Below are 21,453 nucleotides of genomic sequence, written 5' to 3'. Positions count from 1 at the left end.
GCGGGGCGGTCGGAGGCCCCCGAAACACGGGTACGCTGGTCACATGTCTGAACCGACCGGTGCCGCCCGCCGACGCGGGCCCTTCAAGGTCGGGGACCAGGTCCAGCTCACCGATCCCAAGGGACGCCACCACACCTTCACGCTCGAAGCCGGGAAGAGCTTTCACACCCACAAGGGTTCCTTCCCGCACGACGAGCTGATCGGCGCCCCCGAGGGCAGTGTGGTCCGTACCACGGGAAACGTCGCCTACCTCGCGCTGCGCCCCCTGCTCCCCGACTACGTCCTGTCCATGCCCCGCGGCGCCGCCGTGGTCTACCCGAAGGACGCGGGCCAGATCCTCGCCTTCGGCGACATCTTCCCCGGCGCACGCGTCGTGGAGGCGGGCGTCGGCTCGGGCGCGCTCTCGACCTTCCTGCTCCGCGCCATCGGCGAGCAGGGCATGCTGCACTCCTACGAGCGCCGCGAGGACTTCGCCGAGATCGCCCAGCAGAACGTCGAGCGCTACTTCGGCAGCCCGCACCCCGCCTGGCAGCTCACGGTCGGCGACCTCCAGGACAACCTCACGGACACCGACGTGGACCGCGTCGTGCTGGACATGCTGGCCCCCTGGGAGTGCCTGGACGTCGTCTCCAAGGCGCTCGTCCCCGGCGGCATCCTCTGCGCGTACGTCGCCACCACCACCCAGCTCTCCCGGACGGTCGAGTCCATCCGCGAGATCGGCTGCTTCGCCGAACCGCAGCCCTGGGAGTCGATGATCCGCAACTGGCACGTCGAGGGCCTGGCCGTCCGCCCCGACCACCGCATGATCGGCCACACCGGCTTCCTCGTCACCGCCCGCCGGCTCGCCGACGGCGTCCAGGCCCCGGCCCGGCGCCGCCGCCCCTCCAAGGGCGCCTACGGCGAGGACTACGACGGGCCCGGCGGTCGCAACGGCTCCGCCGACGACTGACCCCGAGCCACGTACCGGCGCCGCCGCCGGGTCCCGGACCGACCCGGAGACCCGGCGGCGGCGCCCTTCTCGTAGCCGCCCGTACGCGGTCCGCACCTCCGGGCGCACCCCACCGTTCCGCCCCGGTGTGAGGTGTGGCACGATGCTGGCCACCCCGTACCGCCGACGCAGACGGCCGCCCCACAGGAACAACAGGAGACAGCCCGCGTGCAGACCTCCGCACTCCCGGACCTCGCGCACAACGACAGCAAGCCCATGCACTGGCTCGCCACCGCGACCGCCATGGCGGCCGTCGTCGCGCTGGCCGGCCTGTTCCAGCCCGACGCCAGCGCCTCCACGTCCTCCCGGAGCACTCCGGTCCAGCAGCGGCAGGCGGAGCCGGCCGCGGCCCCCGACCCGGCCGAGGCGGACTTCCCGCTGGAGTGCGGCGACGTCGGCCACACCGTCGTCAAGCAGGCCCCCGGTGACCTCGACGGCGACGACCGGCCCGAGACCGTCGCCGTGGTCCACTGCGCGGCCGGATCGGGCACCCCGCCCAGCGGCGTCTACGTCCTGACACAGCGGAGCGGGTCCGCTCCCAGGGTCGTGGCGACCCTGGTGGAACCCGCCCAGCAGTTCAGCGTCGGCGACTTCGCCGTGCGCGACGGCGTCATCTCCGCCACGCTCCTCGGCTACTCCTCGTCATCGGTGCCCTCGTGCTGCCCCGACCAGCAGGAGAAGGTCACCTGGCAGTGGCAGAACGGCGCCTTCGTCCGCAACAGCCAGACCGCCGAGCCCATCGACACCGGCATCTGACCCCGAGGCACCGGGCACCCCGCGTCCCACCGCCGCCGGTGGATCAGGCCGCCTCCGGTCCGTACACCTCGACCCTGTCCGAAACGCGTCGCACATGGATGCAGTCGCCCGGGCACTCCTTCGCCGAGTCCACCACGTCCTGGAGCAGCGGCAGCGGCACCGGCGTGGTCGCCCCCTTGTCCTGGAGCAGCTCGTCCTCGGCGCTCTTCACATATGCCAAACCGTCGATGTCCAGCTCGAACACCTCGGGCGCGTACTGCACGCAGATCCCGTCGCCCGTGCAGAGATCCTGGTCGATCCAGACCTCCAGGTCCTGCGCCTCGCCATCGGTGGGAGCGTCCTGCCGCACGGTCATGTCGCCTGCCGTTTCCTGCGTATCCGGACCGGGAAAGAGCCAGCCCTGACGGGTGTTGAACGCTTCGACGATACAACCGGCCGCATTCCCGCGTTGAACCGTGGGTATCCCCCCAGGAACGGGGGAGAGCGCAAGGGTGAAGATCGGACACACCCCGCAGTCTTTGTGATCTAGGGGTTTCAATCACCACCCACGCAGGTAGGGTCAGGAAGCGTCCAGCTCCCCTTGGAGGAGGTGAGGACCGTGGCAGCCCACGACGACGACATCAACCGCGGCATCCGGCCCGTGCGGGGGTCCGAAGACCCAGCCGGCCAGGTTGCCTTTCTCGAGCAGGAAATCGCCGTCCTGCGACGCAAGCTCGCCGACTCTCCGCGGCATACGAGGATTCTCGAAGAGCGGATCGTCGAGTTGCAGACCAACCTCGCAGGCGTGTCCGCCCAGAACGAGCGGCTCGCCAGTACGCTCCGCGAGGCCCGCGACCAGATCGTGGCCCTCAAGGAAGAGGTCGACCGGCTCGCGCAGCCGCCGGCCGGTTTCGGGGTGTTCCTGCAGGCCAACGAGGACGGCACCTGCGACATCTTCACCGGGGGCCGCAAGCTCCGGGTGAACGTCAGCCCCAGCGTCGAACTCGACGACCTCCGGCGCGGCCAGGAGGTCATGCTCAACGAAGCGCTCAACGTGGTCGAGGCCATGCAGTTCGAGCGCGCCGGGGACATCGTCACCCTCAAGGAGATCCTCGAGGACGGCGAGCGCGCCCTGGTCATCGGGCACACCGACGAGGAACGGGTGGTCAGGCTCGCCGAGCCGCTGCTGGACACCACCATCCGCCCCGGCGACGCCCTGCTGCTCGAACCCCGCTCCGGCTACGTCTACGAGGTCGTGCCCAAGAGCGAGGTCGAGGAACTCGTCCTCGAAGAGGTCCCGGACATCGACTACGACAAGATCGGCGGCCTGGGCGACCAGATCGAGCTGATCCGCGACGCGGTCGAGCTCCCCTATCTCCACCCCGACCTCTTCCGGGAGCACGAGCTGCGCCCGCCCAAGGGCATCCTGCTCTACGGCCCGCCCGGCTGCGGCAAGACGCTCATCGCCAAGGCCGTCGCCAATTCCCTGGCGAAGAAGGTCGCCGAAGTCACCGGCCAGCCCGCCGGAAAGAGCTACTTCCTCAACATCAAGGGCCCCGAGCTCCTCAACAAGTACGTCGGCGAGACCGAGCGCCACATCCGCCTGGTCTTCCAGCGGGCCCGTGAGAAGGCCAGCGAGGGCACCCCCGTCATCGTCTTCTTCGACGAGATGGAGTCCCTCTTCCGCACCCGTGGGTCGGGCGTCAGCTCGGACGTGGAGAACACCATCGTCCCGCAGCTGCTCGCCGAGATCGACGGTGTGGAGGGCCTGGAGAACGTCATCGTCATCGGCGCCTCCAACCGCGAGGACATGATCGACCCGGCGATCCTGCGCCCCGGCCGGCTCGATGTGAAGATCAAGATCGAGCGCCCGGACGCGGAGGCCGCGAAGGACATCTTCGCCAAGTACCTCACCGCCTCGCTGCCGCTGCACGCGGACGATCTGGCCGAGCACACCGGCTCGAAGGAAGCCGCGGCGCACGCCATGATCCAGTCCGTCGTGGAGCGGATGTACACCGAGTCCGAGGAGAACCGCTTCCTCGAGGTCACGTACGCCAACGGCGACAAGGAAGTCCTGTACTTCAAGGACTTCAACTCCGGCGCGATGATCCAGAACATCGTCGACCGGGCCAAGAAGATGGCCATCAAGGCCTTCCTCGACCACGGCCAGAAGGGCCTGCGGGTCTCCCACCTCCTCCAGGCGTGCGTGGACGAGTTCAAGGAGAACGAGGACCTGCCGAACACCACCAACCCGGACGACTGGGCCCGCATCTCCGGCAAGAAGGGCGAGCGGATCGTCTACATCCGCACGCTCGTCACCGGAAAGCAGGGCGCGGACACCGGCCGTTCCATCGACACGGTGGCCAACACCGGGCAGTACCTGTAGAAGGCGCACCGGCTGCGGATGCCCGGCCGGGCATCCGCAGCCGGTTGCTTTCCGGACAGCCGCGGCGACACCGCGGCAATGACGACGCAATTGATCTCCCCACCGGCACGGACGCGTTCTAGGCTCTGGCGTACCGCCCGTCCACGCAGCGCGGGAGGGGCGGGCCGCGCACCCACCGAACAAGCAGCGGTACTTGAGCGCCGCCCCCGGAAGGGAGCGCCGCCGGGCAAGGAGGGCCGGATGACCGTACGGCGAGTAATGGGCATCGAGACGGAGTACGGGATCTCCGTTCCGGGGCACCCCAGCGCCAATGCCATGCTCACCTCGTCCCAGATCGTCAACGCCTACGCGGCGGCGATGCACCGGGCGCGCCGCGCCCGCTGGGACTTCGAGGAGGAGAACCCGCTGCGGGACGCGCGGGGCTTCGACCTCGCCCGCGAGACCGCCGACTCCAGCCAGCTCACGGACGAGGACATCGGCCTGGCCAATGTGATCCTCACCAACGGGGCCCGGCTCTACGTCGACCACGCGCACCCCGAGTACAGCTCCCCGGAGATCACCAACCCCAGGGACGCCGTCCTGTGGGACAAGGCCGGCGAGCGCATCATGGCCGAGGCGGCCGAGCGCGCGGCGCAGCTTCCGGGCGCCCAGCCGATCCACCTCTACAAGAACAACACCGACAACAAGGGCGCCTCCTACGGGACGCACGAGAACTATCTGATGAAGCGGGAGACCCCTTTCTCGGACATCGTGCGCCATCTGACGCCGTTCTTCGTCTCGCGCCAGGTGGTCACCGGCGCCGGACGGGTCGGCATCGGCCAGGACGGCCAGGAGCACGGCTTCCAGATCAGCCAGCGCGCCGACTACTTCGAGGTCGAGGTCGGCCTGGAGACCACGCTCAAGCGCCCCATCATCAACACCCGCGACGAGCCGCACTCCGACGCCGAGAAGTACCGCCGGCTCCATGTGATCATCGGCGACGCCAACCTCTCGGAGATCTCCACCTACCTCAAGCTGGGCACCACCTCGCTGGTCCTGTCCATGATCGAGGACGGCTTCATCAACGTCGATCTCGCCGTGGACCAGCCGGTGCGCACGCTGCACCAGGTCTCCCACGACCCCGGACTGCGACAGCTGATCACGCTGCGCAGCGGCCGGACACTGACCGCGGTGCAGCTCCAGATGGAGTACTTCGAGCTGGGCCGCAAATACGTCGAGGAGCGGTACGGCGCGGACGCCGACGAACAGACCAAGGACATCCTCAGCCGGTGGGAGGACACCCTCAACCGGCTGGAGAACGATCCGATGAGCCTGGCCGGCGAGCTGGACTGGGTGGCGAAGCGGCAGCTCATGGACGGCTACCGGCGCCGGGACGGCCTGGACTGGGACGCGGCCCGGCTGCACCTGGTGGACCTGCAGTACGCGGACGTACGGCAGGAGAAGGGCCTGTACAACCGTCTGGTGGCCCGGGGCCGGATGAAACGTCTCCTCGACGAGCGCGAGGTCGAGCGGGCCCGTACGGCACCGCCGGACGACACCAGGGCGTACTTCCGCGGCCGCTGCCTCGAAAAGTACGCCGACGACGTCGCGGCCGCCTCCTGGGACTCGGTGATCTTCGATCTGCCGGGTCAGGACTCGTTGCAGCGGGTGCCCACGATGGAGCCGCTGCGGGGCACCCGTGAGCATGTGAAGTCCCTGCTGGACCGCTGCCGCACCGCGCAGGAACTGGTCCAGGTGCTCTCGGGCGGCTGACGGCGCCTGAAAGGGCTCCCGGCTGGGAATCATTCCGATGACCTCCGGACGTTGAGACAAGTACCGGGCCAATGTCGGACCCCGTGGGTAGGGTCTGATCAAGTGCTTCGAACCGAGCGGGGTGAGCTAGATGGCGACCAAGGACACCGGCGGCGGACAGCAGAAGGCGACGCGTTCCACCGAGGAGGTCGAGGAGCAGGCGCAGGACGCGCAGGTCTCCGAGGACCTCAAGGAACGCCAGGAGAAGCTGAGCGAGGACGTGGACGACGTCCTGGACGAGATCGACGACGTCCTGGAGGCCAACGCCGAGGACTTCGTGCGCTCGTTCGTGCAGAAGGGCGGCCAGTAACCGGCCCCGTGCCGGAGGCCCGCAGCGGACGTGCGGTACGGGCGGCTCGCCCGTACCGCACACCGCGGGCCGCCGGAGCGCTCCGGCGGCCCGATTTGCCCCCGCCACGGATGTGGATCACCGCCCCCGGGCGGGTAGGGTCCGGGGCGTACCGCTTCAACTGGAATCCGGCCGTCGGCAAGTTGGGGATGATCCTGACACCTTGCGCAGGGCCATCGCATACCTGGAGGGAAACGCGTGGAAGCCAACACTCGTAGCACCGGGCGTCTACCAGCTGCCTTCCTGACGCCGGGATCGTCCTCCTTCATGGACTTCCTGTCCGACCAGGCGCCCGAGATGCTTCCGGGCAACCGGCAGGCGCCGCCGCTGAAGGGGGCCATCGAGGCGCCGCACGGCACGACGATCGTGGCGGCGGCCTTCCCCGGCGGTGTCGTCCTCGCCGGTGACCGGCGGGCGACCATGGGGAACATGATCGCGCAGCGCGACATCGAGAAGGTCTTCCCGGCCGACGAGTACTCGGCGGTGGGCATCGCCGGTACGGCGGGTCTCGCCGTGGAGATGGTCAAGCTCTTCCAGCTGGAGCTGGAACACTTCGAGAAGGTGGAGGGCGCCCAGCTCTCCTTCGAGGGCAAGGCGAACCGGCTCTCCACGATGATCCGGAGCAATCTGGCGATGGCCATGCAGGGCCTCGCCGTCGTCCCGCTCTTCGCCGGCTACGACATGGACCGCGAACGCGGACGCATCTTCAGCTACGACGTCACCGGCGGCCGCTCCGAGGAGCACGGCTACGCCTCCACCGGCTCCGGCTCCCTCTTCGCCCGCGGCTCCATGAAGAAGCTCTACCGCGAGGACCTGACGGAGCAGGAGACGCTCACGCTGGTCGTGCAGGCCCTGTACGACGCGGCCGACGACGACTCCGCGACGGGCGGCCCGGACGTGGGCCGCCGTATCTACCCCATCGTCACCGTCATCACGGACGAGGGCTTCCGGAGGCTGACCGACGCGGAATCCGCCGAGGTCGCCCGCGCGATTCTGGAACGCCGCCTGGAACAGCCCGACGGCCCGCGCGCCGCGCTGCTCTGAGCACGCGTTCCCTTCCCGCTTCTCCGATGCTCCCGCCACTGACAGAAAGGGACGGATAGCCGGTGTCGACGCCGTTCTATGTCTCACCTCAGCAGGCCATGGCCGACCGGGCGGAATACGCCCGGAAGGGCATCGCCCGTGGTCGCAGCCTGGTAGTGCTGCAGTACGCCGACGGAATTGTGTTCGTCGGCGAGAACCCGTCCCGTGCACTGCACAAGTTCAGCGAGATCTACGACCGGATCGGTTTCGCCGCCGCCGGTAAGTACAACGAGTACGAAAACCTCCGCATCGGCGGAGTGCGCTACGCGGATCTGCGCGGATACACCTATGACCGCGACGATGTGACCGCCCGCGGACTGGCGAACGTCTACGCGCAGACCCTCGGCACGATTTTCTCCAGCGCGGCCGAGAAGCCGTACGAGGTGGAACTCGTGGTCGCCGAGGTCGGCAGCGAGCCCGAGGGCGACCAGATCTACCGGTTGCCGCACGACGGCTCGATCGTGGACGAACACGGTTCGGTCGCGGTCGGCGGCAACGCGGAGCAGATCTCCACCTTCCTCGACCAGCGCCACCGCGACGGGATGTCACTCGCCGAGGCGCTGAGACTGGCGGTGCAGGCCCTCTCCCGCGACCCCAACGGCAGCGAGCGGGAGATTCCCGCGGACCGGCTCGAAGTGGCCGTCCTGGACCGCACCCGGCCGCAGCAGCGCAAGTTCAAGCGGATCGTCGGCCGGCAGCTGGCCCGGCTCCTGGAGGCGGAGGCCGCCGCCTCCACGCCCACCGACGCCCCGTCCGACACCGAGGACGGCGACGCCGCCCCGGACGCCCCCGCGGCCACCAAGGACACCACCGAATCCGGCGGGGACGTGGAGTAGCGCATCGCCCGGCCTTTTCCGGCCCACCCGAGCCCCGGCCCGCCCCAGGCGGACCGGGGCTCCGTCACACCGGCGGCGCGGGCGCCGTCGAGCCGCGCGCGACCAGCCGCACCGGCAGGCTGCCCGGTTCGGCCGCCCGCCCGTCCAGGACCGCGAGCAGCGCGGCCATCCCGCGCTCACCGACCTGCTCGGCGGGCAGCCGTACGGTGGTCAGCTCCGGCTCCACCGCGGTCGCCAGGGCCAGATCGTCGAAGCCGGTCACCGACAGATCGCCGGGCACCCGCAACCCGAACCGGCGGGCCGCCTTGCACGCCCCCGCCGCCAGGATGTCGTCGTCGCAGACGATCGCGGTCGGCCGGGGCCCCGGCAGCCCCAGCGCGCGCTCCGCCGCCTCCCGCCCCGCCCGCACGTCCAGCGCCGAGGTCACCGTGCGCACCTCGACGCCGGGGACCGTGCGCAGCTCCGCGTGCAGGGCCTCGGCGCGGCAGCCGAAGGTCCAGGTGTCCACGGCCGAGGCCAGGTGCAGGAAGCGCCGGTGGCCCAGGGCGAGCAGATGGCGGGCCACCTGGCGCATCCCGTCGCCGATGTCGAGGTTGACGCGGGCGGCGGGGCCCGGCGCCGAGGGGTCGCTGTCCAGCATCACCAGTGGCACGTCCGCGCCGTGCAGGGCGTCGAGCGCGTCGGCCGCCATGGACGAGGCGATGACCCCGTCCAGCGCGGCACGGGCGGAGGGGAAGGGGTCGCGGGCCGGGCCGGTGCCGTCGGGGGAGGGGTAGAGGACGACGCCGAAGCCGTGCTCGGCGGCGACCGCGGCGGCCCCGGTGTACACGCGGGCGAAGAACTCGTTGGTGAGGGCCGGGACGACCAGCAGGGCGGTCCTGGTGCGGCCCAGGCGCAGATTGCGGGCGGCGAGGTTGGGCCGGTAGCCGAGGTCGCGGGCGGCGTCGCGCACCCGGCCCGCGGTGGTCTCGGACACCCGGCCCCGCCATTTCTCGCCGAGCACCAGCGAGACCGTGGCCTGGGAGACACCGGCGGCCCGCGCCACGTCTCGGCTGGTGGGGCGGGCCGGGCCGGGCGGTGCTGGGCTGGTCACGCGGGCCTCCGGGCCGGTCGGTACAGGCCCGTGAGGTGGACCTGGGGACGCGCTCATGGTACGTATGAACCCGGTAGTTATACGTAAAACCTCGCAGCCCGCACAGGTGCCCGGGGGAGAGGGGCGGGACATGGCCGCGGGATATCTGGACATCCTCCGGGCGCGGCACGCCGCCCGGCTGCTCACCGGCACCCTGGTGGGCCGGCTGCCGAACGGCACCGCGAACATCGCGATCGTGCTGTTCGTGCGGGCCGAGGGCGGCAGCTACACGCTGGCCGGCGCGCTCGCCGCGGTGTACGGACTGGCCACGGCGGTGGGGCAGCCGCTCCTGGGGCGCGCGGTGGACCTGTACGGGCAGCCGCGCGTCCAGCTGCCCGCCGCCGTCGTCTCCGGGCTCGGCATGGCCGTGCTCGCCGTGGCCGGCTGCGGCTCCCTCCCGCTCGCCTACGCGGCGGTGGCCGTGGCCGGACTGTTCACGCCGCCGCTGGAGGGCGGGCTGCGGGCGCTGTGGCCGAGCGTGCTGGGCGGCGAGGACCGGGTGCACCGGGCGTACGCCATGGACGCGGTGGCGCAGGAGGTCATGTTCACGGCCGGGCCGCTCCTGGTGACCCTGCTCGTCTCGCTGTGGTCGCCCGCCGCCGCCCTGCTCGTCATCAACGCGATCGGCGTGCTCGGCGCCCTGTCGGTCGTGCTCTCGGAGCCCTCGCGCACCTGGCGCTCCGCCCCGCGCGAGGCGCACTGGCTGGGCGCGCTGCGCTCGCCCGGACTGCTCGCGCTGCTGGGCTCGTTCTTCTTCGTGGGCCTCGCGCTCGGCTCCATCACCGTGGCCGCGATGGCGTATGCCGACGACCACGGCCGGGAGTCCGTCTACGGCTGGCTGATGGCCGCGCTGGGGCTCGGCGCCCTGGTCGGCGGGGCGGTGTACGGGGCGCGGCGGTGGGCGGGGGAGCCGGAGCGCCGGCTGCGGGTGATCGTCGGGCTGCTCGCGCTGGGCTATCTGCCGCTGACGCTGACGCCGGGCCCGGTGGCGATGACGGTGCTGGCGGCCGTCTCCGGGGTGTTCCTCGCCCCGGCCGTCGCCTGCTCGTTCATCGTGGTGGACCGGCACGCGCCGCGCGGGACGGTGACCGAGGCGTTCTCCTGGCTGGTGACCACCTTCGGGGTGGGCGCGGCGGCGGGGACGGCGGTGGCCGGCCCGGCCGTGGAGCTGGGCGGGACGGCGTGGAGCTTCGCGGTGGCGGGGGCCGGTGGAGTGGCCGCGCTGCTCGTTCTGCTGGCCACCGGAAGGGTGCTCACGGCTCCCGCCCGTACGGCCGTCGCGGTGCGAGGATCGGAAAATGATCGAAACGGTGCCGTCGAACCCGGTTTCAGCTCGGGCCATCAGGCGTAATGTTCAGTCATGGACCGCCGCATTTTCGGGCTGGAGAACGAGTACGGCGTCACGTGCACGTTCAGGGGACAGCGCCGACTGTCCCCTGATGAAGTGGCGCGCTACCTCTTCCGCCGTGTTGTGTCATGGGGCCGCAGCAGCAATGTCTTTCTGCGGAACGGCGCCCGCCTCTACCTCGACGTGGGATCGCATCCGGAATATGCAACCCCCGAATGCGACAACCTGACCGAGCTGGTCACCCACGACAAGGCCGGCGAGCGTATTCTCGAGGGCCTGCTCGTCGACGCCGAACGCCGCCTGCACGAGGAGGGAATCGCCGGCGACGTCTATCTCTTCAAGAACAACACCGACTCGGCGGGAAACTCCTACGGATGCCATGAGAACTACCTCGTGGCCCGGCACGGAGAATTCTCCCGCCTCGCGGACATCCTCATTCCCTTCCTCGTCACCAGGCAGCTGATCTGCGGGGCCGGCAAGGTCCTGCAGACCCCACGGGGCGCGGTGTACTGCGTCAGCCAGCGTGCCGAGCACATCTGGGAGGGCGTCAGCTCCGCGACGACGCGTTCCCGGCCGATCATCAACACCCGCGACGAGCCGCACGCGGACGCGGAGCGCTACCGCCGCCTCCACGTCATCGTCGGGGACTCCAACATGTCCGAGACGACCATGCTGCTCAAGGTCGGCGCGACGGACCTGGTGCTCCGCATGATCGAGGCGGGCACGGTGATGCGCGACCTGACCCTGGAGAACCCGATCCGGGCCATCCGCGAGGTCAGCCACGACACCACCGGGCAGCGCAAGGTCCGCCTCGCCAGCGGCCGCGAGGCGTCGGCCATAGAGGTGCAGCGCGAGTACTACGAGAAGGCCGTGGACTTCGTCGAGCGCCGGGGCATCCGCACCGGCAACGTCGAGCGCGTCCTCGAACTCTGGGGCCGTACGCTCGACGCGATCGAGGCGGAGGAGCTCGACCGGATCGAGACCGAGATCGACTGGGTCATGAAGTACAAGCTCATCGAGCGGTACCGGGCCAAGCACAACATGACCATGTCGAATCCGCGGGTCGCCCAGATAGACCTCGCCTACCACGACATCCACCGCCGGCGGGGGCTGTACTACCTGCTGGAGCGCAAGGGGAAGGCCGCCCGCGTCTGCGACGACCTGAAGATCTTCGAGGGCAAGTCGGTGCCCCCGCAGACCACCAGGGCGCGGCTGCGCGGCGACTTCATCCGGCGGGCCCAGGAGCAGCGGCGGGACTTCACCGTCGACTGGGTCCACCTCAAGCTCAACGACCAGGCGCAGCGGACGGTGCTCTGCAAGGACCCGTTCCGTTCGGTCGACGACCGCGTGGAGAAGCTGATCGCGGGTATGTGAGCCGGCCCGGGACACCCCCGGCCCCCCTGGCGCGACCCGGGCCCCGTACGTTCGTAGTACGGGGCCCTTCGCACGCCTTGAACGGCCTAGAGTGTCGGGGGTCCGGAAGCTCCGGGAGCTCCCCGGCCGTGTCCCCCACATATGCCGTCTGAGATCTGAGGAACCAGTGCGCCGACTTGCCGGCCTTCTCGTCGTCCCCCTGCTGCTGCTGTCAGCGGCGTGCGGCAGTGACGACAAGGGCTCCGACTCCGCTTCCACCGCCGCGTCCGTCCCCAGCAAGGGGGGTTTCCCCGCCATCACCGCGGGCGCGAAGTTCGGCGAGAAGCCCACCCTGGCCAAGGGCACGGGTACGCCGCCCAAGGAGCTGAAGGTCAAGGTCATCAGCGAGGGTGACGGCGCGAAGCTCAAGAACGGCGATGTCACCCAGGTGAACTACCTCGGGCAGGCATTCGACTCCACGGAGCCGTTCGACAACAGCTTCGACCGCAAGCAGCCGTTCGACCTGACCCTCGGCGCCGGCATGGTCATCCAGGGCTGGGACAAGGGCCTGGTCGGCCAGAAGGTCGGCAGCAGGGTCCAGCTCGTCATCCCGCCGGACCTCGGCTACGGCGCCCAGGGCCAGGGCGACATCAAGCCGAACGCCACCCTCGTCTTCGTCGTGGACGTCCTCAAGGCGAAGCAGATCCCGGCGTCCGCGAAGGGCACCTCCGTCGCCCAGGACAACACCGATCTGCCGAAGGTGGGCACCAACACCGACGGCAAGGCGCCGACCGTGACCATCCCCAGCAAGGTGGACCCGCCGAAGAAGCTGGTCTCCGACTACGTCCTGGAGTCCAAGGGTGACGTGGTCAAGGAGAGCGACTCGGTCGTCGTGAACTACGTGGCCAAGGTCTGGAAGAGCGGCGAGGAGTTCGACAACACCTACGCCACGGGCAAGACGGCCACCTTCCCGCTGGCCCAGGTCACCCTCAAGGGGCTCAAGGACGGCCTGATCGGCAAGAAGATCGGCAGCCGCGTCCTGCTGGTCGTGCCGCCGGACCAGGGCCTGGGCGACAAGGAGCAGCAGTCCATCCCCGCCAACTCCACGCTGGTCTTCGCCGTGGACATCCTGGCGAAGATGTAAGACTGTCCCGGTTGCCCAGTTCATCAGCATGAGGAGCAAGTCAGTGAGCATCGACAAGCCCGAGATCGACTTTCCGGGTGGCGAGCCGCCGGCCGACCTGGAGATCAAGGACCTCTGGGTGGGCGACGGCGCCGAGGCCAAGGCCGGCCAGGTCGTCTCCGTCCACTACGTGGGGGTCGCCTTCTCCACGGGTGAGGAGTTCGACGCCTCCTGGAACCGCGGCACCCCGCTGCAGTTCGAACTCGGTGCCGGCCAGGTCATCCAGGGCTGGGACAAGGGCGTGCAGGGCATGAAGGTCGGCGGCCGGCGCCAGCTGATCATCCCCTCGCACCTCGCCTACGGCGAGCGCGGCGCCGGCGGCGGCCGCATCGCCCCGGGCGAGACGCTGATCTTCGTCTGCGACCTGGTCGCCGTCTGATCCGCACCCGAGTGTGCGAGGGCCCGTGCCGTGAGGTGCGGGCCCTCGCTTTTGTCCGGACACGCCGGGGCGGTACGGTCGAGCGTCGTAGAGCACAAGGGAAAGGGCGTCGATGGCGATTGCCAAGGCCGAGCGGCTGATGAACCTGGCGTTGTGTCTGCTGGGGACCCGGCGCCCGCTCAGCAAGCGCGAACTGCGCGGCTCCATCGAGGCCTATCTCGAAGCGGCCTCCGACGACGCCTTCAACCGCATGTTCGAGCGGGACAAGGACGACCTGCGCGAGCTGGGCCTGGTCATCGAGACCGTGGAGAACCTGGACGGCGAGACCGGCTACCTCGCCCGCCGCGACAGCAACCGGCTGCCCCCCATCACGCTGGACGCCGAGGAGGCCGCCGCCCTCGGCCTGGCCGCCAAGGTCTGGCAGCAGGCCCGTCTCGCCGGCGCCGCCAGCGGCGCCCTGCAGAAGCTGCGGGCGGCCGGGATGCCCGAGACGGAGGACGCCTACGAGGTGCACAGCGCCCTCGAACCGCGCATCCCCGTCCACGAGGCCGCCTTCGAACCCCTGATGCTGGCCTGCCGCGACCGCCGCCCGGTGACCTTCGACTACCGCAAGGCGAACGCCGCCCAGCCCGAGACCCGCCAGGTCGAGCCGTGGACCCTGGAATGCTGGCGCGGCCACTGGTACCTCGCCGGCTGGGACCGTGAGCGCGGCGCCGAACGCGTCTTCCGGCTCTCCCGGATCACCGGCAGGGTTCGCTCCCGCACGGGCGCCTTCACCGCCGAGGTGCCCGACGTGGTCACCGTCCGCGAGACCGTCGAGAGCTGGGCCGGCGAGACGGCCACCCGGACCGCCCTGATCAAGCTGCGCGCCGACTCCGGCTACCCGCTGCGCGCCCGCGCCCTGTCGGTCCGGGAACTCGGGGACGGGTGGGAGGAGTTGGAGATCCCGTACGGACACGGCCTGGACGCCTGGCTCGTGGAGTTCGGCCCCGACGTCGTCGTGACCGGACCCGAGGACCTGCGGGCCGACGTGGTGGACCGGCTGCGCGCCGTGGCCAAGGACTGAGGGGACCCCGTAAGCAATGGCCACGAACGCCATCGACCAGACACGCCGGATGCTCTCCCTGGTGACGTATCTGCGCGAGCGCCCCGGCGCCCACGTCCAGGACGTCGCCCGCGCCTTCGGGATCAGCGAGGACGAGCTGATCTCCGACCTGGACGTGCTGCCCATGTGCGGCACCAGCTTCCGGGGCGGCGACCTGCTGGACATCGACACCGACGGCGACCGCATCTGGTGGCACAACGCGGACGACGTCGCCGAACCGCTGCGGCTCGCCGCCGACGAGGCGACGGCCCTGCTGGTCGCCGCCCGTGCGGTGGCCACCCTGCCCGGACTCCGCGAGAGCGACCGGCAGGCCCTGCTGCGGGCCACGGCCAAGCTGGAGACCGCCGCCGGTGAGGTGGGCGCCGCCAGCTCACGGCTCTCGGTCACCTTCGAGTCCGAGGGCGGCGTCTTCGCCGAGGTGGACCGGGCGATCTCCGAACGGCGCCGGCTCTGGCTGCGCTACTACTCGCCCGCCCGCGACCAGCTCACCGAGCGCGAGGTGGACCCGATCCGGCTGTTCGCCGTCGGCCACACCTATATGGAGGCGTGGTGCCGCTCCTCCGAGGACCGGCGCACCTTCCGCCTCGACCGGGTGGCCGAGATCCGGCTCCTCGACGAGCCCGCCGCCCCGCCCGAGCTGGAGCTGCGCGACCTGTCCGAGGGCCTGGTGCAGCCGGCCGCCGAGGACCCGGAAGTGGTGGTCGAGGTCGGCCCCGGCGGGCGCTGGGTCGCCGAGTACTACCCGCACGACCGGGCCGAGGAACTCGCCGACGGCGGCCTGCGGATCACCCTGCGCACCCCCGACCCGGCCTCGCTGCGCCGGCTCGCGCTGCGGCTGGGCGGCGAGGGGCGCATCGTCTCGCCCCCCGAGCTGGCCGCGAGCGCGCGGCAGGCGGCCCGCGAGGCGCTCGCCGCCTACGACGGCGCGGCCTGAGAGGACGGCTGAGGAGACATGGGACACCTGACCGCACTGCCCGGCCGCGCCGCCGTACCCACCGTGGCGGTGCCGCAGTCGGCGCGCTTCCGGGCCGGCTGCCCCGACTGCCGGGCCCGCTTCGAACTGGCGGCGGCGGAGTTCCGCCTCGTCGTCGGCGCCACCAGCCGCACCACGTTCTACTCCTTCACCTGCCCCGAGTGCGCCGCCTGCGTCCGTAAGCCGGCGGGGGAGCGGATAGTGGAACTCCTCACCGACGGCGGCGTACGCACGCTGCGGCTGCACACCGGTTCCTGAGAGGCTCTGCGCATGTTCTGGCCCATGCTCGCCATCGCCCTGGGATTCCTCGGGATCGCCGTGCTCGGCGTGCTCGCGATCAGGGTGTTCATCGAGGCCCAGCGCCTGGGCCACCAGGTGACCCGCACCACGGAACGCGTCAACCGCGCCGCCGAGGACCTGGAACGCGCGGCCACCCGCCTGGCCGCCACCGGGAAGTCACTGCCCTAGGGGCCGCAGAGGCGGCCTCCAGTTTCCCGGGCCCGAGGGGTACGCTGCTGCTGACGGCCCAGGCAGGGAGGTGCGGGCCGCTGTCGAAAGTATGCACGGGCATTGCCCCGCGTTTACTCGCGCGGGTTACGATCGCTGCCGACGAATGGTCGGATGTGTATCCGGCACTCAAGGGCAGCGAGCCCGCCTCCAGCCGCCTCAGCCAGAAGGAAGCACATCATGGGCAATCTGAAGCCTCTCGAGATCGTTCTGATCATCGCTGTCATCCTGCTGTTGTTCGGCGCCAAGAAGCTTCCGGACATGGCCCGTTCGCTGGGCAAGTCGGCCCGCATCCTCAAGAGCGAGGCCAAGGCCATGAAGAAGGACGACGAGTCGACGCCCGCCGCCACCACGGACGCCGCCGCCGACCAGGGCACGCAGCAGGCAGCGCGGACGATCCAGGCCGCGCCCGGTGACGTCACGAGCTCCCGCCCGGTGAGCGAAGCGAAGCCCACCACCCAGAGCTGACCGCGCCGACGGGTCGACCCGTCGGCTGCCGCACGAGACGAGGGAAGTGGGTTGCTCAAGTCTGCCCGCAAGCAGGAGAAGGACGGCGAGGGGCGGATGCCTCTCGCCGATCACCTGCGAGAGTTGCGTAACCGACTGCTGATCGCGGTGCTGGCGATCATCGTCATCACTTCGGTCACGGCCTTCTTCTACCGGGAAGTGATCGACTTCCTGATCCGGCCGATCCTGGAGACGGTCGGTTGCGCCAACGGTGAGAAGCGACAGCTCAACGGCAAGCCGTGCGCCGAAATGACGGTGAACGGCCTGGTCGGCCCCTTCTCCATCGCCCTCAAGGTCTCCCTCATGGCCGGGATGGTGTTCTCCAGCCCGATCTGGCTCTACCAGCTCTGGGCCTTTCTCGCCCCCGGCCTGCACAAGCACGAGAAGCGGTACGCGCTCTCCTTCGTCGGTGTCGGCGCGCCGCTCTTCCTGGCAGGCGGCACCCTCGCCTACCTGCTGATCCCGAAGACCGCCGAGGTGCTGCTCGACTTCACCCCCGACGACGCGTCGAACCTGCTGTTCATCGACGACTACCTCAACACCATCACGCGCATGGTGGTCGTCTTCGGTCTGGCCTTCGAGCTGCCGCTCCTGCTCATCCTGCTGAATTTCACCGGGGTGCTCACGGCCAAGCGGCTGGCCTCCTGGTGGCGCGCCATGGTCATGGGCATCACGATCTTCGCCGCGGTGGCCACCCCCACCGGCGACCCGCTGACCATGCTGGTGCTGGCCGCGCCCATCGTCCTGCTGTACTTCATCGCCCTCGGTGTCTGCATGGCCAACGACCGTCGTCGGCGCCGCAACAACCCCGACGCCGACCTCGACGACGACGAGGCGTCGCAGCTCGACCTCACCCCCGAGGACATCGGCGACATGGAGCAGGTGTCGGCCTCGCCCACGGTGCCCGGTCAGTCCGACCGTGAGCGCGACGGTTACGACGACATCACCTGACCTTGTAGGGTCCCCGGGTGACCAGCGAGATCACTCTCTTCGTCAATCCCACCGCGGGACGCGGCCGGGGCGCGCGGGCCGCGCAGCCGGCCGCTTCGGCGTTGCGGGACGCCGGGTTCTCCGTACGCACCATCCTCGGCGAGGATGCCGGTGACGCGCTGGGCCGGGCGCGGGCGGCGGTCGCGGAGGGGACGGGCGCGCTCATCGCCGTCGGCGGGGACGGGCTCATGTCGCTGGCTCTCCAGGCGGTCGCCGGGACGCTCACCCCGCTGGGCGTGGTGGCGGTGGGCACCGGCAACGACTTCGCGCGCGCCCTGGGCCTGCCGATACGGGACCCGGAGGCGGCGGGCCGGCTCGCCGCCGACGCGCTCAAGGGCCGGGCGCCCGTGCGCGAGATCGACCTCGGCCGGGTCGGGGAGCGCTGGTTCGGGTCCGTGCTCGCCTCGGGCTTCGACTCGCGGGTCAACGACCGGGGCAACCGAATGCGCCGGGTGGGCGGCCGGTTCAAGTACGACCTGGCGATCCTCGCCGAACTCGCCGCCTTCAAGCCGATCACGTACCGCATGACCCTGGACGACGGGCCGCCCCGCGAGATCGAGGCCACGCTCGTCGCGGTCGGCAACGGCACCTCGTACGGCGGCGGCATGCGCATCTGCGCCGACGCCGTCATGGACGACGGCCTCTTCGACATCACAGTGGTCGGCGAGTGCAGCCGTACGACGCTGCTCAAGGTCTTCCCCCGGGTGTACAGGGGGACGCACCTCGGCCACCCCGTCGTCACCGTGCACCGGGCCGCCGCGGTCACCCTCGAAGCCGTCGGTGTCACCGCCTACGCGGACGGCGAACCGCTCGGCGCGCTCCCGCTGACCGCCGCCTGCGTGCCGAAGGCCGTACGGGTGCTGGGGGCCGGTCCCGGAGCGCGGACCACGGGCGATTAAAGATCGCGTCACTGTCACAGGCGGCGGGTAGGCTCGACAGCAAGATGACAGAGGACCTCTCACCAGCCGAGCGATACCAGGCCTCCCGGCTCCGGGCGGCCGAGCAGGCGACCGCTCTCGCACCCTTCCGCGAGCTGTACGACTTCGATCTCGACCCGTACCAGATCGACGCGTGCAAGGCGCTGGAGGCCGGAAAGGGCGTGCTCGTCGCCGCCCCGACCGGTTCCGGCAAGACGATCGTTGGCGAGTTCGCCGTGCACCTCGCCCTGACGCAGGGCCGCAAGTGCTTCTACACCACGCCGATCAAGGCCCTGTCGAACCAGAAGTTCGCCGACCTCGTCAAGCGCTACGGCGCCGACCGAGTCGGCCTGCTCACCGGCGACAACAGTGTCAACGGGGACGCCCCGGTCGTCGTGATGACCACCGAGGTCCTGCGCAACATGCTGTACGCGGGCTCCCAGGCGCTGAACGGCCTCGGATACGTGGTGATGGACGAGGTGCACTACCTCTCCGACCGCTTCCGGGGCGCCGTCTGGGAAGAGGTGATCATCCACCTCCCCGAATCCGTCACCCTGGTGTCCCTGTCGGCGACCGTGTCCAACGCCGAGGAGTTCGGCGACTGGCTGGACACCGTGCGCGGCGACACCGAGGTGATCGTCTCCGAGCAGCGCCCCGTACCGCTCTGGCAGCACGTACTGGCCGGCCGCCGGATGTACGACCTCTTCGAGGAGGAGAGCGACCACGGCGGCCGGGGCGTCGGCCGCCGCGAGGTCAACCCCGACCTGCTCCGCCTGGCCCGGATGGAGAACCAGCGCGGGTACAACCCGCGCGACCGCCGGCGCGGAAAGATGATCCGGGAGGCCGACCGCGAGCGCGAGCGCCGCCAGCGCAGCCGGATCTGGACGCCGTCGCGCCCCGAGGTCATCGACCGGCTGGACGCCGAGGGCCTGCTCCCCGCGATCACGTTCATCTTCAGCCGCGCCGCCTGCGAGGCCGCCGTACAGCAGTGTCTGCACGCCGGCCTCCGGCTCAACGACGACGACAAGCGCCGGCTGGTCCGCGAGATCGTCGAGGAGCGGACGGCCTCCATCCCCGCCGAGGACCTGCACGTCCTGGGCTACTACGAGTGGCTGGAGGGCCTGGAGCGCGGCATCGCCGCCCACCACGCCGGCATGCTCCCGCGGTTCAAGGAGATCGTCGAGGAGCTGTTCGTCCGGGGCCTGGTCAAGGCCGTCTTCGCCACCGAGACCCTGGCCCTCGGCATCAACATGCCCGCCCGCTCGGTGGTCCTGGAGAAGCTCGTCAAGTGGAACGGCGAGCAGCACGCCGACATCACCCCCGGCGAGTACACGCAGCTCACCGGCCGGGCCGGCCGGCGCGGCATCGACGTCGAGGGCCACGCCGTGGTGCTCTGGCAGCGCGGCATGGACCCCGGCGCCCTGGCGGGCCTCGCCGGTACGCGCACGTATCCGCTGCGCTCCAGCTTCCGGCCCTCGTACAACATGGCCGTCAACCTGGTCGAGCAGTTCGGGCGGCACCGCTCGCGGGAGCTGCTCGAAACCTCCTTCGCGCAGTTCCAGGCGGACCGCTCGGTGGTCGGCATCTCCCGCCAGGTCCAGCGCAACGAGGAGGGCCTGGAGGGCTACCGCGAGGGCATGACCTGCCACCTCGGCGACTTCGAGGAGTACGCGCGGCTGCGCCGCGAACTCAAGGACCGCGAGACGGAACTGGCCAAGCAGGGAGCCTCCCAGCGGCGGGCCGCCGCCGCGGCGTCCCTGGAGAAGCTCAAGCCCGGCGACGTCATCCATGTGCCGACCGGCAAGTTCGCCGGCCTCGCGCTCGTCCTGGACCCCGGGCTTCCCGCCGGGCGCACCAACGGGCACGGGCATCGCGGCATGGAGTACCACGACGGGCCCCGCCCGCTGGTGCTGACGGCCGAGCGGCAGGTCAAGCGGCTCGCCGCGATCGACTTCCCGGTGCCGGTGGAGGCCGTGGAGCGGATGCGGGTGCCGAGGTCGTTCAACCCGCGCTCGCCGCAGTCCCGCCGGGACCTGGCCTCCGCGCTGCGCACCAAGGCCGGACACATCGTGCCCGAGCGCCATCGCAAGGGCCGCGCCCCGGCCGCCGACGACCGCGAGATCGCGCGGCTGCGCGCCGAGCTGCGCGCCCATCCGTGCCACGGCTGCGACGAGCGCGAGGACCACGCCCGCTGGGCCGAGCGCTACTACCGGCTCCAGCGTGACACCCGGCAGCTGGAGCGCCGCATCGAGGGGCGCACCAACACGATCGCCCGCACCTTCGACCGGATCGTCGCCCTGCTCACCGAGCTGGACTATCTGCGCGGCAGCGAGGTCACCGAGCACGGGCGGCGTCTCGCCCGGCTCTACGGCGAGCTGGATCTGCTGGCCAGCGAGTGCCTGCGGGCCGGTGTCTGGGAGGGGCTGAACCCGGCGGAGCTGGCGGCCTGTGTCTCCGCGCTGGTGTACGAGGCGCGGCAGGCCGACGACGCGGTGGCGCCGAAGCTGCCTTCGGGGCCCGCCCGGACGGCGCTGGGCGAGATGGTCCGCATCTGGGGGCGGCTCGACGCCCTGGAGGAGGACTTCAAGATCAACCAGGCGGAGGGGGTCGGTCAGCGCGAGCCCGATCTCGGCTTCGCCTGGGCGGTGTACATGTGGGCGTCCGGCCGTCCGCTGGACGAGGTGCTGCGCGAGGCGGACATGCCGGCGGGCGACTTCGTGCGGTGGTGCAAGCAGGTCATCGACGTGCTGGGCCAGGTGGCCGCCGCCGCGCCGCGCGAGAACAGCTCGGTCGCGCGCAACGCCCGCAAGGCCGTGGACGAGGTGCTGCGGGGCGTGGTCGCGTACAGCTCCCTCGGCTGAGGCCGCGGAGCGGGCAGGGGCCGCGCGGAC

Annotated in this window: 21 protein-coding genes; 19 read left to right on the top strand and 2 right to left on the bottom strand. The window is 70.7% G+C overall.

Annotated features, from left to right (window positions below; translation table 11 throughout):
- Positions 1–43 precede the first annotated feature (43 nt).
- Both OG710_RS04220 and OG710_RS04215 read left to right on the top strand, forming a co-directional pair.
- Positions 44–949, top strand: coding sequence for a tRNA (adenine-N1)-methyltransferase (locus tag OG710_RS04220; protein WP_111333578.1), 906 nt, complete (start codon positions 44–46; stop codon positions 947–949).
- 207 nt (positions 950–1,156) lie between these two features.
- Positions 1,157–1,744 (top strand): hypothetical protein, encoded by a 588-nt coding sequence (locus OG710_RS04215; RefSeq protein ID WP_330238128.1) that lies wholly within the window; start codon positions 1,157–1,159, stop codon positions 1,742–1,744.
- Positions 1,745–1,787: 43 nt separating this feature from the next.
- Here OG710_RS04215 and OG710_RS04210 read toward each other — a convergent pair whose 3' ends face one another.
- On the bottom strand, positions 1,788–2,099 hold the full coding sequence (locus tag OG710_RS04210; RefSeq protein WP_330238127.1) for a ferredoxin: 312 nt from the start codon (positions 2,097–2,099) through the stop codon (positions 1,788–1,790).
- A 243-nt stretch (positions 2,100–2,342) separates the two neighbouring features.
- On the opposite strand from OG710_RS04210, the gene arc reads away from it, so the two are divergent.
- The 5 genes from arc (at position 2,343) to prcA (ending at position 8,168) form a co-directional block, all read left to right on the top strand.
- Positions 2,343–4,109 (top strand): proteasome ATPase, encoded by a 1,767-nt coding sequence (gene arc / locus OG710_RS04205; protein ID WP_330238126.1) that lies wholly within the window; start codon positions 2,343–2,345, stop codon positions 4,107–4,109.
- 240 nt (positions 4,110–4,349) lie between these two features.
- Entirely contained in the window at positions 4,350–5,861 is a 1,512-nt protein-coding gene (gene dop / locus OG710_RS04200) for a depupylase/deamidase Dop (RefSeq protein ID WP_330238125.1), read from the top strand.
- Between the two features lie 130 nt (positions 5,862–5,991).
- Positions 5,992–6,210, top strand: a complete 219-nt coding sequence (locus OG710_RS04195; protein ID WP_111333587.1) for a ubiquitin-like protein Pup — start codon at positions 5,992–5,994, stop codon at positions 6,208–6,210.
- Positions 6,211–6,447: 237 nt separating this feature from the next.
- Entirely contained in the window at positions 6,448–7,293 is an 846-nt protein-coding gene (gene prcB / locus OG710_RS04185; protein WP_443064219.1) for a proteasome subunit beta, read from the top strand.
- 62 nt (positions 7,294–7,355) lie between these two features.
- Complete coding sequence (prcA, locus tag OG710_RS04180) at positions 7,356–8,168, top strand: proteasome subunit alpha (protein ID WP_111333591.1); 813 nt, start codon at positions 7,356–7,358, stop codon at positions 8,166–8,168.
- Between the two features lie 64 nt (positions 8,169–8,232).
- On the opposite strand, the gene OG710_RS04175 is transcribed toward prcA, so the two are convergent.
- Entirely contained in the window at positions 8,233–9,261 is a 1,029-nt protein-coding gene (locus OG710_RS04175) for a LacI family DNA-binding transcriptional regulator (RefSeq protein ID WP_330238124.1), read from the bottom strand.
- Between the two features lie 130 nt (positions 9,262–9,391).
- Here OG710_RS04175 and OG710_RS04170 point away from each other — a divergent pair, with 130 nt between their 5' ends.
- The 12 genes from OG710_RS04170 (at position 9,392) to OG710_RS04115 (ending at position 21,423) form a co-directional block, all read left to right on the top strand.
- Positions 9,392–10,651, top strand: coding sequence for an MFS transporter (locus tag OG710_RS04170; protein WP_330238123.1), 1,260 nt, complete (start codon positions 9,392–9,394; stop codon positions 10,649–10,651).
- A gap of 9 nt (positions 10,652–10,660) precedes the next feature.
- A complete protein-coding gene (pafA, locus tag OG710_RS04165; RefSeq protein WP_111333595.1) occupies positions 10,661–12,022 on the top strand; it encodes a Pup--protein ligase in 1,362 nt (453 codons plus the stop codon).
- A gap of 166 nt (positions 12,023–12,188) precedes the next feature.
- A complete protein-coding gene (locus OG710_RS04160) occupies positions 12,189–13,145 on the top strand; it encodes an FKBP-type peptidyl-prolyl cis-trans isomerase (protein WP_330238122.1) in 957 nt (318 codons plus the stop codon).
- A 43-nt stretch (positions 13,146–13,188) separates the two neighbouring features.
- Complete coding sequence (locus OG710_RS04155) at positions 13,189–13,563, top strand: FKBP-type peptidyl-prolyl cis-trans isomerase (RefSeq protein WP_111333599.1); 375 nt, start codon at positions 13,189–13,191, stop codon at positions 13,561–13,563.
- A gap of 112 nt (positions 13,564–13,675) precedes the next feature.
- Positions 13,676–14,629, top strand: a complete 954-nt coding sequence (locus OG710_RS04150; RefSeq protein WP_111333601.1) for a helix-turn-helix transcriptional regulator — start codon at positions 13,676–13,678, stop codon at positions 14,627–14,629.
- Between the two features lie 16 nt (positions 14,630–14,645).
- Complete coding sequence (locus OG710_RS04145) at positions 14,646–15,602, top strand: helix-turn-helix transcriptional regulator (RefSeq protein WP_330238121.1); 957 nt, start codon at positions 14,646–14,648, stop codon at positions 15,600–15,602.
- A gap of 18 nt (positions 15,603–15,620) precedes the next feature.
- Positions 15,621–15,899, top strand: coding sequence for a hypothetical protein (locus OG710_RS04140; RefSeq protein ID WP_111333605.1), 279 nt, complete (start codon positions 15,621–15,623; stop codon positions 15,897–15,899).
- Between the two features lie 12 nt (positions 15,900–15,911).
- Entirely contained in the window at positions 15,912–16,109 is a 198-nt protein-coding gene (locus tag OG710_RS04135; RefSeq protein ID WP_330238120.1) for a hypothetical protein, read from the top strand.
- 216 nt (positions 16,110–16,325) lie between these two features.
- Complete coding sequence (gene tatA, locus OG710_RS04130) at positions 16,326–16,616, top strand: Sec-independent protein translocase subunit TatA (protein ID WP_330242151.1); 291 nt, start codon at positions 16,326–16,328, stop codon at positions 16,614–16,616.
- Between the two features lie 51 nt (positions 16,617–16,667).
- The gene (tatC, locus tag OG710_RS04125; RefSeq protein ID WP_330238119.1) at positions 16,668–17,606 is read left to right on the top strand and encodes a twin-arginine translocase subunit TatC; all 939 of its coding nucleotides are present in this window, start codon (positions 16,668–16,670) and stop codon (positions 17,604–17,606) included.
- Positions 17,607–17,623: 17 nt separating this feature from the next.
- Entirely contained in the window at positions 17,624–18,544 is a 921-nt protein-coding gene (locus OG710_RS04120) for a diacylglycerol kinase (RefSeq protein WP_330238118.1), read from the top strand.
- 44 nt (positions 18,545–18,588) lie between these two features.
- Complete coding sequence (locus OG710_RS04115) at positions 18,589–21,423, top strand: DEAD/DEAH box helicase (protein ID WP_330238117.1); 2,835 nt, start codon at positions 18,589–18,591, stop codon at positions 21,421–21,423.
- The last annotated feature ends 30 nt before the right edge of the window (positions 21,424–21,453 follow it).

Origin of the sequence: Streptomyces sp. NBC_00525, assembly GCF_036346595.1 — a bacterium.
In the GTDB taxonomy this organism is placed as follows: Bacteria; Actinomycetota; Actinomycetes; order Streptomycetales; family Streptomycetaceae; genus Streptomyces.
The sequence above is the reverse complement of the archived record's forward strand: the minus strand, read 5'-3'. Positions and strand labels throughout refer to the sequence as shown.

Excerpts from the sequence above, each read along its gene's own strand:
- OG710_RS04140 (WP_111333605.1), top strand. The coding sequence starts at position 15,621 with ATGGGACACCTGACCGCACTGCCCGGCCGCGCCGCCGTACCCACCGTG.
- OG710_RS04150 (WP_111333601.1), top strand. The coding sequence starts at position 13,676 with ATGGCGATTGCCAAGGCCGAGCGGCTGATGAACCTGGCGTTGTGTCTG.
- OG710_RS04220 (WP_111333578.1), top strand. The coding sequence starts at position 44 with ATGTCTGAACCGACCGGTGCCGCCCGCCGACGCGGGCCCTTCAAGGTC.
- dop (WP_330238125.1), top strand. The coding sequence starts at position 4,350 with ATGACCGTACGGCGAGTAATGGGCATCGAGACGGAGTACGGGATCTCC.
- OG710_RS04145 (WP_330238121.1), top strand. The coding sequence starts at position 14,646 with ATGGCCACGAACGCCATCGACCAGACACGCCGGATGCTCTCCCTGGTG.
- pafA (WP_111333595.1), top strand. The coding sequence starts at position 10,661 with ATGGACCGCCGCATTTTCGGGCTGGAGAACGAGTACGGCGTCACGTGC.
- OG710_RS04135 (WP_330238120.1), top strand. The coding sequence starts at position 15,912 with ATGTTCTGGCCCATGCTCGCCATCGCCCTGGGATTCCTCGGGATCGCC.
- OG710_RS04195 (WP_111333587.1), top strand. The coding sequence starts at position 5,992 with ATGGCGACCAAGGACACCGGCGGCGGACAGCAGAAGGCGACGCGTTCC.
- OG710_RS04210 (WP_330238127.1), bottom strand. The coding sequence starts at position 2,099 with ATGACCGTGCGGCAGGACGCTCCCACCGATGGCGAGGCGCAGGACCTG.
- OG710_RS04115 (WP_330238117.1), top strand. The coding sequence starts at position 18,589 with ATGACAGAGGACCTCTCACCAGCCGAGCGATACCAGGCCTCCCGGCTC.
- OG710_RS04170 (WP_330238123.1), top strand. The coding sequence starts at position 9,392 with ATGGCCGCGGGATATCTGGACATCCTCCGGGCGCGGCACGCCGCCCGG.